Raw genomic sequence first — 12,991 nt, forward strand, 5'->3', positions numbered from 1 at the left:
TTTCTAATCTGAGTAGACTCACAGTGTGGACAATGCATAGTATAACACCTCAATTCCTCCCTATATTATGCAACGCCGATATTTGCACTTCTAAGGTACTGGGTTCGCGCTTAACATTTGCTGTCAGATGTGCAACTTGACCAAACTCCGTATGCGTGCCCGTAGCATAAACGACTGCAAGTCCCCGACCGGCGGCAACAGTGGAACCAGCAAATACTAAGTTAGCAGCATCCGAGGCACGTATATTTTCCGAAGCAACGGGTTCAGGCGATCGCTGAACAGGTAGCGACTCCCCAGTCAGAACGGAAACATCCACATAAAAAGACTGGCTTTCGACCAGTCGCGCATCGGCAGAGATTTTATCTCCCTCCTCTAACTGAATCACATCACCTGGAACTAACTCCCGTGCAGGTATGAGACACAGCCCACCATCACGATAAACTTTCACTTGAGCAGGTAATACCTGTTTTAATGCAGATAATGCTTTTTCTGCTTGAAACTCCTGCCAAAAACTGAAAATCGCATTAATCCAAATTACCGCCCAGATTGCCCAACCTAATTCAGGGTTTTGGGAAATAAAAGCTAAAATTCCTGCCACCCATAATAAAAATGCCATGAAATGAGTTAATTGGTCGATGAAGCGCAGTATTAAAGGGCGTGTTTGCGGTTTGGGTAATTCGTTGTAACCATATTGTTTGATGCGTAAATTAGCTTCAACCTCACTCAACCCTTGGAGAGTCGTTGTTAAGTTGTTGTAGACTTCTTCAGGTGTAAGTGACCAAATCGGATGATGTGAGTTCATGGCTGCATTCATTAGTTTACGAAGCTAGTCAAACCAATCGTTTCCGGTGTTGAAATGCTTGCGCTAATTCAATTCCTTGGTATCAAATTAGGAAAAATTTTTGAGGAACTTGTGAAGTACAAATCGGGGTGAGATGATTTTTAACTCGCAATCTTCACAAAATCCTCAAATACTTTCGATAAGTTGAAGCTGGAGCTAAGGAGCTAACTATGCAAAAGACAACGCAATTGGGAAGCGATCGCGCCTACGATATTTTACGTTCCGAACATCAACCCTTAGACGCAATCTTTGCTCCCCAAAGCATCGCCGTGATTGGTGCTAGCGAACATGAAGGTAGTGTGGGTAGAACCGTCCTCTGGAATCTCATCAGCCATCCATTTGGGGGAACGGTTTTTCCAGTTAACCCGAAACGTCACAGCGTCCTTGGTATTAAAGCTTACCCTAATATTGCTGCTGTGCCAGAACCAGTAGATTTAGCGATTGTAATCACACCTGCACCCACAGTTCCCAGTGTCATTGGCGAATGTGTAGATGCTGGAGTAAAAGGGGCGATCGTGATTTCGGCTGGCTTTAATGAAGCAGGCGATCGCGGGGCGGAATTAGAACAGCAATTATTACAGCATTTGCGTCGTAGCAAACTACGCTTAATTGGCCCTAACTGCTTGGGCATCCGTCCCGAAGACGAACCGCTGATGATTCAGTTTCATCAGACATTATCGGAGGAAAGCGTCTATTTTCGTTACTTTCACTTAATTAAACTCAGTCAACGAGTTGCCCACGAACGATTAACTCGTATATGTTTCATCGACTACGATCGCGAGATGGCACTGATAGCCGACTACAGAAATCCGCAAACCGAACAACATGAAATTCTTGCAGTCGGGCGATTGAGCAAATTGCACGGCACAAACGCAGCTGAATTTGCCATGCTAGTTAGCGATCGCTTTCAGTGTCGCGGATTAGGGACTCAGTTATTACAACAATTGCTGCAAGTAGGTCGTGACGAACACCTCGAGCGCATCTGTGCGGAGATTCTGAGCGATAACGGGGCAATGCAAAGGGTGTGTGAAAAACTTGGCTTTCAAATTTATCGTGCCCAAGATGCTTCTGTAGTCAGAGCAGAGATCGTTCTGTAATTTGTATCCCTCATAAGTTTCTCAAATTGTTTTCTTATAACAAAACCAAAGGAAAGACATTAAGGGCTATCTATGAAACCTTACGCCAACACGAATGTCTTCTCCACTTGTTTGGTGGCAAAAGAGTTTCCGGAGCATCGCCCCAGACTCCTGGACTATCTGCTAGGAAAACTGCATCGAACGATTAATGAGTGATTAGTTTAGTATTTTTACATAAGATATAGATAGAAGATAACCTCTTTGCAAACAAAATATATGTAAAGCTAAAAATATTTATAACTAATAATTAGATATACTAAATATAATTATCCTATTTGATTTGTGAAATATACGTAGAGCGGGCAATGTCCACCAAGTGCAGTAAGAGTTATCCTCAAAGAAATGAACAATGTGGGCAAATAGTTAGGAAAGATAAAGATGGCACATTTATTTGAACCACTCACTATTGGTACAGTCACTTTTCCCAATCGCATTGCTGTCTCACCGATGTGTCAATATTCCAGTACAGATGGTTATGCTAATGATTGGCATTTGGTTCATCAGGCAAGTCGTGCAGTTGGTGGTGCGGGTATAGTCTTGACAGAAGCAGCAGCAGTGGAACCACGCGGACGCATAAGTCCACAAGATTTAGGGATTTGGTCTGACGGACATATTGAAGAGCTTGCTAAAATTGTGACAGTAATTCATAACTTGGGTGCGATAAGCCGGGTACGGCTTGCGCTTCGCGAACGCGGGCATTCAACTCGCTCACGCAGGGAGAAAAGCGAGCACAGCAGCACCTTGGTTGGAGCGAAAAATTTTAGATGAATCAAATGGTGGTTGGCATCCTGTGGTTTCTAGTAGTGCGATAAGCTGGGTACAGCTTGCGCTTCGCGAACGCTTTTAATGAAAATCATCCCGTTCCTGAAGCTTTAGATACTGTTGGTATTCAAGAAATTACCACAGCTTTCGTACAAGCCGCCAAACGTTCTGTTGAAGCAGGGTTCAAGGTAATTGAAATTCACGCTGCTCACGGCTACCTCTTACACCAGTTCCTCTCACCTCTGAGTAACCACCGCGACGATGACTATGGAGGTAGTTTTGAAAACCGGACTCGTCTTCTGAGAGACATTGTGCGATAAGCCGGGTACGGCTTGCGCTTCGCGAACGATACGAGCAGTTATACCAGAAGGTTACCCCTTGTGGGTACGAATATCAGCAACTGATTGGGCTGAGAATGGTTGGGAGATCGAGCAAAGTATCGCGCTTACAGACAAACTCAAGTCACTAGGCGTAGACTTAATTGATTGCTCGAGTGGCGGTACTTTACCAAACGTAAAAATCCCCTTTGGACTTGGTTATCAAACTCAATTTGCTTCCAGAATCCGCAATGAAGCAAATATCTTAACTGGGGCTGTAGGTTTGATTACAACAGCAGAACAAGCCGACCATATTATCCGCACGGGTCAAGCTGATATTGTTTTAATAGGGAGAGAGTTTTTACGCAATCCTTACTGGGCATCCGACGCTGCTAAAAAGTTAGGACAAGATAAAGTTTGGCCCGTACAATACGATCGCGCTTGGTTATAAGCGCTCGCGAACATTAATACAGCGGTTCTCACTAGAATGAAGTACAGATTTATCTGCGTTTGTCTGCTACAGGGTGCGATTCCATAAAATTTCAAGGACAGAGTCGATGCCAACTTTTAAAATTCAAACAATATTATACTTAAACTACTTCGTACTTTCTATTTTTACAAGTAGTTTGAGTATTGTTATTCTTCAGTTAGTTGTTAACAATGGTGTTGACGAAGTTATAGCTGGAAATTTAATCAATTTCAAAAGTATTTTCGTCATAGTCATCTCTTTAGGAAGTTCCTATGTTGTGAAATTAGGTTATAAGAATTCAATGCTACTTGGTTTAATAGGTTTAACCACAGCTAGTGTACTCATGGCAACAGTCAGAGATTTTTGGGCTGTACCCATCCTGTTTGCTCTTACAGGTTTAAGTCATACATTCATAAAACTTTCAGTTTATTCAACCATTGGTTTAATTACCGACGAGCAGAAAAAGCATACTGGTTTAATGAATAGAGTAGAGTGAGCTTATATTATTGGAGGATTGGTTGGATCACTATTATTTTCATGGATGATTCAATGGTATCATTGGTATGATGCTTATTGGACGATCTCTATATTGACAACGCTAGCATTTTTGTTACTACTAATTACTAATATAGATGAAACAGCTGTAAATAAAGAATCAGAAAAACCTAGCTTATCACAAATATTGATGCTACTGAATTATCCCTTATTGTGGGTTTTGGTTATTTGCGTTTTACTATATGGAATGCTAGAGTTAGGTTTCAAAACTTGGTTACCGACATTTAATACGGAAGTTTTTAAGTTATCTGAGTCACAATCTGTTGTCTTTTTAAGTATTCACGCTGGAGCCATTGCTCTTGGTCGTTTTTTATTAGGCTATTTGCAGGAGAAATTTTCTTGGCTTTATATTCAGGTTGCTAATTTGGCTTTTGCCTTTATCTTAACACTTGCTGTTTTGTCATTAACAAGTTATCCAAGACAATATGTAATATTGCTAGCTGCAATCTTTTCTATAATAGGTTTTTTTTACGGCTCTATTTATCCAACTATTTGCTCAATTATGCTTAGTTATCTACCTAAAGTTCGTCACAGTGCCATGAGTGGAATTATTGTAATTTTTGTACAATTAGGTATAGCTTTAGGTGTATCAACTATCGGCTTTTTGTCAAAGAATTTTAATATTCATAATGCCTTTTACGTGATGCTATTACCGATGGGCATTTTACCCTTCCTGTTAATCTTTTACAACAAACTTTGTGTAACCATCAGCAAAACGCATTAGGGACTTCCAAATAAAAAAATATACAACTTTCTCTTGTGGTGCGGGGCGTCCCGCCCGCAACTAGCATAAGACGGGCGAGGACGCCCGTCCCACAAGATGGATAATTTATTTCTTGGAAATCCCTTAACCAAACCGATAGCCCGCCTAGGCGGGCTATCGGTTTGGTGCAAGATTTGAGTTACGCTACCACCAGGTTCTTGTCCACTTGTTTAGATTGGATGTTACCTACCTTAGATTCAATTGCCGTACCCTTGAAGAAATCTGGGTTGGCTTCGGTATAAAACTTGTAGGGATTAGCGAAGACATAGGACTTGAAGTCGTCTTCGGTCAGGACGCCTTCTTTCACGAGATCCCAGCTTTCGGCGAGTGGAGCGGTAAGATCCGGCACATCCCAATGACCAACATCCGAGGAATAGATCGCGTTGATCTTGACACCCAACGGATTGGCTTTGTCGTTGAATGCTGCTGCTATAGTGCGATCGTCAGACTCAGAACCAAAGAAGAAATTGTTTACCCAGCGATCGCGGATATCCTCAATTGTTTCAATTCCAGCCGCTGCAAAATCTTCCAATTCGCTACCAATTGGCTGTCGGCTATGACGGGTGAAGGAAGAACCCAGTACACTCTTGGTCAATTCCTCTTTGTTAAGGGAATACCCTTGGGTAATTTCGCCACCGTAGCGCTCAAACAGATCGAACAGTTCCGAGGCATTTGTCAAGTCTGGGTTGTAGTTTTGCAGTGCCTTGAGATTGCGCTTGGAGAAGCGATCTACTAAATGAATGTAGACGTGAGCACCCCAATCTGCACCACCTTCTAGCATACCTACGCGCAACTGTGGAAAACGCTTGGTCACACCGCCAAAGAATAGCGCTTTCGCAAATGCTTGCGAGCCGTCAGCAAAGTGACCGATATGGTTGTTCATGTAGTTACTGATGGAAGAGCGTCCAGTCCATCCTTGACTACCGTAATGGGTGGTAACGGGTACGCCCAGTTCGACGACTTTAGCCCAGAAGGGATCGTAGTCGTATTCACTATCTATTCCGTAAAAGTCGATATAACTTGCATACTTGGCAATTTCCGGAAATTTATCTGCCGGATACTTCTCAGCGATCGCCTTAATTGGTCGTTTCACACCACCAACGATATTAATTACCTTCAATCCCAGTGTTTTTACGGCAAACTCTAGCTCCTCAATGGCTTCTTGCGGAGTCGTTGTAGGGATGCCAGCCACTGGTGTTAGGCGATCGCTATATTTACGGTAGATATCAGCATGATAATGATTGACTGCACGTTGCAGTGCCTGACGGTTCTCTTGACTTGCTCCAGCAGGTGCGAGGACATTGTTCGGAAACAGCACCGAATAGTCCGATCCCTGCTCCGCCTGACGCTCATAGAACAGTTCTGGGAGGGTGTAAGTGGCGAGATCTAACGTGTTGCGAGTGACTCTTGCCCACCAAGGCGATCGAATTGTGCGGTTGTAATGACGTTCTTCTGGAGTTTGTTGATACCAATCTTTACCACCGCTCTTTGAGTTGAGACGGGAGGATTCCGCCTTGCGTAATTCATCCACGAGTTTTGCGCCGCCGTAATTAGCGATGTAATCCTCAAGAGCTGGGGTAAAATCATTGGTGTGAACGTCAGTGTCGATGACCGGATAATCAAGGGTTGCTTTGACGGCGGCAGAGCGCGAGGTTTTCAATCGGCTGTAGTCACTCATGTTTTTTTCCTTCAAAAAATTATAGGTTTTTGCTAACACTCACCTGTCAGGCAAGAGTAGGTAATTTACTTACGTCAACACCAATGTCTTATCCACTTGTTTGGTGGTAAAACGATTGCCGGGACGGCGCAGTCCCAAGTTTTCACGCAAGGTACTACCCTCGTATTCAACACGGAACAGTCCGCGTTTCTGTAGGACAGGAACGACTAGGGTAACGAAGTCATCTAATCCTGTGGGCAGGATTGGCGGCATGATATTAAAGCCATCTGCCGCACCGTTGTTGAACCATTCCTCTAGTTGATCGGCAATGGTTTCCGGAGTACCAAGTATGGTGCGATGACCTCGTGCGGTAGCAAGAGAGAGATACAACTGGCGCAGTGTCAGAGTGCCACGAGTAGCCAAATCTCTGACTAGTTTGAGGCGACTCTTGTTGGTGTTGGTGTCGCTAGGCAGTTCAGGAGCTACATCATCTAGGGAATATTTCGACAGATCGACGTTTTTGTAATAGTTCTTTAAAATACCCCAGGCTACATCGGGATGGATCAACGATTGCAGGAATTCGTACTTCTCCTGAGCTTCTTCTTCGGTACGTCCAACGATCGGGAAAGCACCAGGCATGATTTTTAGATCGTCTGGGGAGCGTCCATATTTCCCCAGTCTACCTTTCACATCAGCATAAAATTCTTGGGCATCGGCTAGGGTTTGATTGGCGGTAAAGATCACTTCCGCAGTGCGTGCAGCCAAATCGCGTCCGGATTCCGAGGCTCCAGCTTGAACGATCACCGGGTAGCCTTGGGGCGGACGACCGACGTTCAAAGGACCTTTTACAGAAAAATATTTGCCTTTGTGGTTGAGTGTATGCAGTTTGTTCTGATCGAAATAAACACCAGATTCTTTGTTGCGGATGAAGGCATCGTCTTCCCAACTATCCCACAGACCTTTCACCACTTCCACAAACTCTTCAGCGCGTTCATAACGCTGGCTGTGTTCCGGGTGATGCTCGAGTCCGAAATTACGTGCAGCATTCTCATTGCCTGTGGTGACTACATTCCACCCCGCTCGACCCTTACTCAAATAGTCCAGGGAGGCAAATTTACGTGCCAGGGTGTAGGGTTCTTCATAGGTAGTCGAGGCGGTCGAGATGAAGCCGATGTTTTGAGTCACCAAGGACAAAGCTGAGAAGAGGGTGACCGGCTCGAAATGGACGATTTTACCGTTGCGATGCTGAGTTTCCGGAGCATCGCCCCAGATTCCTGGGCTATCTGCTAGGAAAACTGCATCAAACAAGCCGCGTTCGGCAGTCTGGGTAATTTCCTTGTAATGCTCGAAATTCAGACCAGCATCTGCTTGTGAATCGGGGTGTCGCCAAGCAGAGACGTGATGTCCGGTGGCTTGAATAAATGCACCTAAACGAAACTTGCGTATTTGGCTCATAAGCTTTTTTCTTTTTACTGATTTGCGTTTATTTAGAGCCTTTTCATCTAATATCAGTTAAGAAGACGACAGCAGTCTTGCTTTCTGACATACGTCCAAAAATTCTGAGATGGCTGAGCGATAAAATTGTTTCCCATAAAGCTTTGAGGTACTCATGTTAACGTTAATACCACAGCAGAACTAGGAATGTTGTTGCTTGGCGATCGAGTTACCACAAATTTATTGAGTAATCTTACTCAGCAGATACAGCTTACACATATAGATACAAAAAAATCTGTACTGTTCATCACGAAATTATTATATACTAATATTTAGTCAATCAAACATTAAGTATTGCAAAATAACTAATATTAAGAAAGCTTGAGTTAATTCCAGAAGGGCAACGTATTCTGTCAACAACTAAACAACTTTTTGCAAGTGTCGTACACGAGGCATAACTTCTTGGGCAAAACGTGTCATCTCTGGTACAAAGGGATTAAATTGCAGCATGAAAGTATTGATACCTACATCAACGAAAGCTGCAACGCGAGCGGCTACTGTATCATAGCTGCCAACCAATCCTGCGGCTGTGCCACCATTGCCGCCAACAGCCGGATTTTTGGCGAAGAGTTGGAACATGACGGCTTCTGAGTCAACTCCTTTAGCAACATTTAATTTATATTGTTCTTCGAGCTTTTGCAGTGCCATGAGTCGTTCTAGTTCTGCTTGTGCTTCTTCGTCTGTGGGACGGGCAATGACAAAGGCTGACAGACCAAAGCGGATTGGTTTATGGTAGTTGCGGGGTCGGCTTAAAACTTGTTTAATTACTTTGCGAACATCTTCAATTGGCTGACCATTGATGAAATAAACATCGGCTTGTTGAGTTGCTAAAATCTGAGCTGGGTCTGACGCTCCTCCTAGATAAATACGAGGATAGGGTTGAGCAACACAAAAGGGTCGAAGACTCAAATCTTGGATTTTGAAATATTCACCCTCGAAGTTTACCTTCTCACCACTCCACAAAGCTCTAACAACCTGCAACCATTCACCAGAGTAGCGATAACGTTCATCGTGAGGTGGGAAGGGGATATTAATACGCTCCATTTCTGGGCGAAACCAAGCACTGATGAGGTTTATGGCAAAACGCCCGCGACTGATAGCATCAATTCCTAAAGACATCTTGGCTAGAACGGCTGGATGAAATAATAAAGGTTTAATTGCAGCGATAATCTCTATACTTTCTGTAGCTTCAGCCAACGCTGCACAAGCTGTCCAAGTTTCTAACTGGTCTAACTCTAGACTGCGGGGGTTGGCAAGGTGCTGTGCTACTAAGGTTGTGACATATCCTAAACGTTCTGCTTCTAATACTAGCGTGCGTTCATAACTAGCATCAATCGGTTCATCTGGCGTATTGAGAGGGCCAAAGTTACCGCCCACAGGCAACCAAATACCGTAGCGTGGTTGTGACATTTTTATCTCCTAATTAAGTAGGAACTGAATAGATACAGAATTTAGATATCCCCTTGTTTTTTCTCCTCATATACGATAATCTCACAAAATACTACTATAATTTTATCGATTTATCGTACTATACTGTAGCTACAAAAGTAAAGTTTTAGTGCCGACTACAAAGGTTCTGGACAGCTATGTCTAAACCACGCTATGGGATTTGAGATTTTTCATAGGATATTTGGAGATAGAAACTCATGATTAAAAGTCCAGAGAAACTTGCAGATACCACAATTCAGTTTTCGGCTCCTGTGAGAGCAAACTCGCCGGAACTCCAGCAGCTTTTTGATTTTATTGCTTTGGGGGCAAGTGAGCGCGAGCGCGATCGTATCCTGCCTTTTGATGTGGTTGAATTAATCCGGCGTTCTCGGTTGGGTGCATTGCGAATTCCCGTAGCTGAAGGTGGTGGTGGTAGCACCGCACGGGAACTATTTGAGGTCGTGATTAGACTGGGGGATACTGACCCAAATGTCGCTCACATTGTGCGGAATCATTTCTCTATAACAGAGCGGATTTTGCGTTCCGATCGCACCCAAAGGAATCGCCGATGGCTCAAGGCTGTTGCTGATGGTGCAATTATTGGACTCGCTTTCACCGAGCTAGAAGTCAAGCGGGCTGGTGGCGGTCAAGTCGTGAATACAAAATTAACACCCGATGGTAACGGCTATCGTTTGAATGGGACGAAATATTACAGCACTGGTAGCCTTTATGCGGACTTAATTTTTGTGCGCGTGTTAGTACCCGATGGCGCTACAGCTTTTATACTCATTTCTACCAAACAAGAGGGAATTGACCTTGTGGATGACTGGGATGGCTTCGGACAAAGACTTACAGGCACAGGAACGACTACATTCACTAATGTCCGTGTAGAGGCAGATGAAGTCATTTTTGAGACAGACACAGACAAAGACTACCTACCATACAACATCGTTCCGCAATTATTCCTGACAGCAATTAACGCTGGCATTATTCGCAACATTCTGCGTGATGCAACAGCCCTCGTCCGTACTAGACCCCGAACTTTCTACCATGCTGTAAGCGAGCAAGCAACAGAAGATCCTATTATACAGCAGACTGTTGGACAGATTGCCGCCAATGCTTTTGCTGCCGAAGCAATTGTTTTAGCAGCAGCTGATGGTCTCGATCGCCTTCCTGCTGCCAAAGCCCAGGGAGAGGAGGCAGAAACAGCTGCGGCACTGGCAACTTCTCTGAGTGCAGCTAAGGCTAAATTGATTGTTGATGATTTGGCATTACGTTCGGCTACCTTGTTGTTTGAAGTTGGTGGGGCTTCCACAACCAAGAAAAGCGCTAACTTGGATCGTCACTGGCGCAACGCCCGCACCTTGTCCTCACACAACCCAAATCACTTTAAGGCTCGTGCGATCGGCGACTACGAAATTAACGGTACACCATTGCCACAACGAGGGTTCTTCTAATTTTGTTGAGAACCGAAACCATATCGAAGTTTGATGAGACAGAAAAATTGCTATGTCTTGAATTTATCGTCAACTGGAATTTGATAGCCGTTGGCGAGACGATTGGTCATGTTTGCGGTAGCAACGATCGCCATCAATTCAGCGAACACATCATCACTCATTCCTTTAACACGTGCCGCAGCCGTGTGTGAGGCAATGCAGTATTCACAACCATTCGTTACGCTCACCGCAATATAAATTAACTCCCTCACCAATGGATCTATTTCTCCAGAACCCGCCATGACTTCCTTCAGGGTTTCCCAAGTTCGCCTTAGGGTGGGGGGATGATTAGCTAAGGCTTTCCAAAAGTTATTGATATAGTCAGAGGAGCGCGTGGCACGGATATCATCATAGATCGCACGCACTTCATCGCTACTGTCTTCGTATTCTATCAGATTGGTCATGTTTTGATTTAAGGATTTGTCTGAAAAGGAATTCAGAGACATTTTACAATGTTGTGTAACCAAGGATTTTTACAACACAATTTTGTATAGGTTGAAACTTGTGCCATCAGTGTTTCCCTTGCTGGAAAATGTTTACAGCCTTATCTTTAAGATGTTAATGTTTCCGCTTCTCAAACCTTGAAACAGATGCAATAGCAGCAATACATAGTATCAGGGCTGCGAAGCGAAAGGTTCCTTGAAACCCAGTAACGATCGCAACAGGAGGGGCAACCGATACATCTGCACCTGCGGCTACACTGGCGATTAACCCTCCAAAGACTGCCCCAATTAGAGAAACTCCTACGGTATTCCCTGAGGTTCGCGACAAAGATAATAGCCCAGAAGCAATACCGAGACGCTCCCGAGACGCTGCTCCCATAACAGCACTATTATTCGGTGATTGGAATAAACCCAGTCCAATCCCGTAAATGAAATAACGCTGTACATAACCCAACTCAGTCAGTTGAGCATCAAAGGTGCTGATCCCCAGACAGCCACCAATCATCAACGCTAACCCAATCGAGCTAATTAACCGAGAGCCAAACCGATCTGAAAGTAGACCAGCTAGTGGGGCAATTAACCCACTCAGTACAGGCGACACCGCTAGTAATAGTCCGACTTTTGCCGTTGGATATTCCTTAACCCGCTCTAAAAAGAATGGAGTAATGAGTAGTGCTCCACCAATGACAGTGAATGCTAACCAACCAGTGAACAAACCCATACTCAAATGGAGATTACGAAACAAGTTCAGTTCTAACAATGGCTGTTCTAAAATAGACTCAACTACTAAAAAACTCAGAAAACTTAGGACAGCAAGGGACAGTAACACCAGTGCGTTAACGCTACTGAAACCTTGACTTTGCCCAAAGGTCATGCCTAGCCCAAAATTGCCCAAAGTCAACACAGCCAACATAGCTCCAAAATAGTCAAATTTTTGTTTTCCAGCGATGCGTCCAGAAGGTGGGACTACTCGGGCTATGAGAAAACTAGTGACAATCCCTAAAGGTATATTGATTAAGAATATAGTCCGCCAGCCGAACCAATCTAGTAACAATCCTCCAGCAGAAGGACCTGAAGCGATTCCTAATGATACTACACTACCGATGATACCAACAGCCCGACCTCGTTCTGAAGAAGGAAAGATTTCTGTGACGATCGCCAAACCTAGCCCTGAAATGAAGACACCACCTAACCCTTGTAATGCTCGAAAGCCGATCAGCCATCCAATCCCAGGTGCCATACCACATAACAAAGAACTCAAGGTAAAGATAATGAGTCCCCCCAGGTAAAGATACTTTTTACCCCACATATCTCCTAATCGAGTCGCCCCCAAGACTAAACCAGAACTAACTAACTGGTAACTCAACACAGCCCACTGGGTTGTAGGGAAGTCAGTGTGAAAGGTTTGAACTAATGAAGGCAGAGCGACATTGACGATGCCCACATCAAGAGTTGACATGAACACCCCAAGTCCGACACCAACTAACACCCAAACTTTTTGAGAGTTTGACAAAGTCAGAGGTTGTGCTTGCAATTGTGACAATGTCTAGCCTCCCCTGTATAATTTATAATTGTAAATAATTTGTTTGCGTAATATTAGATTAGCATAATATTAACTTTAGGAAAGTCA

Annotated in this window: 10 protein-coding genes and 1 pseudogene; 5 read left to right on the forward strand and 6 right to left on the reverse strand. The window is 44.1% G+C overall.

Annotation, left to right across the window (positions count from 1 at the left end; all coding sequences use genetic code 11):
* Positions 1-49 precede the first annotated feature (49 nt).
* A complete protein-coding gene (locus ACKTT2_RS21370) occupies positions 50-802 on the reverse strand; it encodes an HAD-IC family P-type ATPase (RefSeq protein WP_407890456.1) in 753 nt (250 codons plus the stop codon).
* A gap of 209 nt (positions 803-1,011) precedes the next feature.
* Between ACKTT2_RS21370 and ACKTT2_RS21375 the strand changes: the two genes are divergently transcribed.
* From ACKTT2_RS21375 to ACKTT2_RS21390, 4 genes and pseudogenes are all read left to right on the forward strand, one after another.
* The gene (locus ACKTT2_RS21375; RefSeq protein WP_407890457.1) at positions 1,012-1,938 is read left to right on the forward strand and encodes a GNAT family N-acetyltransferase; all 927 of its coding nucleotides are present in this window, start codon (positions 1,012-1,014) and stop codon (positions 1,936-1,938) included.
* Positions 1,939-2,355: 417 nt separating this feature from the next.
* Positions 2,356-3,507: pseudogene (locus tag ACKTT2_RS21380) on the forward strand (NADH:flavin oxidoreductase/NADH oxidase).
* A gap of 106 nt (positions 3,508-3,613) precedes the next feature.
* Positions 3,614-4,021, forward strand: coding sequence for a hypothetical protein (locus tag ACKTT2_RS21385; RefSeq protein WP_407890458.1), 408 nt, complete (start codon positions 3,614-3,616; stop codon positions 4,019-4,021).
* 9 nt (positions 4,022-4,030) lie between these two features.
* A complete protein-coding gene (locus ACKTT2_RS21390; RefSeq protein ID WP_407890517.1) occupies positions 4,031-4,804 on the forward strand; it encodes an MFS transporter in 774 nt (257 codons plus the stop codon).
* 178 nt (positions 4,805-4,982) lie between these two features.
* Here ACKTT2_RS21390 and ACKTT2_RS21395 read toward each other — a convergent pair whose 3' ends face one another.
* The 3 genes from ACKTT2_RS21395 to ACKTT2_RS21405 form a co-directional block, all read right to left on the reverse strand.
* The gene (locus ACKTT2_RS21395; protein WP_407890459.1) at positions 4,983-6,521 is read right to left on the reverse strand and encodes an amidohydrolase family protein; all 1,539 of its coding nucleotides are present in this window, start codon (positions 6,519-6,521) and stop codon (positions 4,983-4,985) included.
* Positions 6,522-6,590: 69 nt separating this feature from the next.
* Positions 6,591-7,955: an LLM class flavin-dependent oxidoreductase gene (locus tag ACKTT2_RS21400; protein ID WP_407890460.1), complete on the reverse strand. Its 1,365-nt coding sequence runs from the start codon at positions 7,953-7,955 to the stop codon at positions 6,591-6,593.
* A gap of 399 nt (positions 7,956-8,354) precedes the next feature.
* Positions 8,355-9,404 (reverse strand): LLM class flavin-dependent oxidoreductase, encoded by a 1,050-nt coding sequence (locus ACKTT2_RS21405; protein WP_407890461.1) that lies wholly within the window; start codon positions 9,402-9,404, stop codon positions 8,355-8,357.
* Between the two features lie 236 nt (positions 9,405-9,640).
* On the opposite strand from ACKTT2_RS21405, the gene ACKTT2_RS21410 reads away from it, so the two are divergent.
* A complete protein-coding gene (locus ACKTT2_RS21410; protein WP_407890462.1) occupies positions 9,641-10,879 on the forward strand; it encodes an acyl-CoA dehydrogenase family protein in 1,239 nt (412 codons plus the stop codon).
* Between the two features lie 50 nt (positions 10,880-10,929).
* Here the strand turns inward: ACKTT2_RS21410 and ACKTT2_RS21415 are convergent, their stop codons facing one another.
* Together ACKTT2_RS21415 and ACKTT2_RS21420 are read right to left on the reverse strand one after the other, a co-directional pair.
* Positions 10,930-11,322, reverse strand: a complete 393-nt coding sequence (locus ACKTT2_RS21415; RefSeq protein ID WP_407890463.1) for a carboxymuconolactone decarboxylase family protein — start codon at positions 11,320-11,322, stop codon at positions 10,930-10,932.
* 154 nt (positions 11,323-11,476) lie between these two features.
* Complete coding sequence (locus ACKTT2_RS21420) at positions 11,477-12,904, reverse strand: MFS transporter (RefSeq protein ID WP_407890464.1); 1,428 nt, start codon at positions 12,902-12,904, stop codon at positions 11,477-11,479.
* Positions 12,905-12,991: the final 87 nt, after the last annotated feature.

Origin of the sequence: Scytonema hankhaensis NUACC26 (assembly GCF_045865695.1) — a bacterium.
Classification (GTDB): Bacteria; Cyanobacteriota; Cyanobacteriia; order Cyanobacteriales; family Nostocaceae; genus Scytonema.

Excerpts from the sequence above, each read along its gene's own strand:
- ACKTT2_RS21405 (WP_407890461.1), bottom strand. The coding sequence starts at position 9,404 with ATGTCACAACCACGCTACGGTATTTGGTTGCCTGTGGGCGGTAACTTT.
- ACKTT2_RS21370 (WP_407890456.1), bottom strand. The coding sequence starts at position 802 with ATGAACTCACATCATCCGATTTGGTCACTTACACCTGAAGAAGTCTAC.
- ACKTT2_RS21400 (WP_407890460.1), bottom strand. The coding sequence starts at position 7,955 with ATGAGCCAAATACGCAAGTTTCGTTTAGGTGCATTTATTCAAGCCACC.
- ACKTT2_RS21415 (WP_407890463.1), bottom strand. The coding sequence starts at position 11,322 with ATGACCAATCTGATAGAATACGAAGACAGTAGCGATGAAGTGCGTGCG.
- ACKTT2_RS21375 (WP_407890457.1), top strand. The coding sequence starts at position 1,012 with ATGCAAAAGACAACGCAATTGGGAAGCGATCGCGCCTACGATATTTTA.
- ACKTT2_RS21385 (WP_407890458.1), top strand. The coding sequence starts at position 3,614 with ATGCCAACTTTTAAAATTCAAACAATATTATACTTAAACTACTTCGTA.
- ACKTT2_RS21410 (WP_407890462.1), top strand. The coding sequence starts at position 9,641 with ATGATTAAAAGTCCAGAGAAACTTGCAGATACCACAATTCAGTTTTCG.
- ACKTT2_RS21395 (WP_407890459.1), bottom strand. The coding sequence starts at position 6,521 with ATGAGTGACTACAGCCGATTGAAAACCTCGCGCTCTGCCGCCGTCAAA.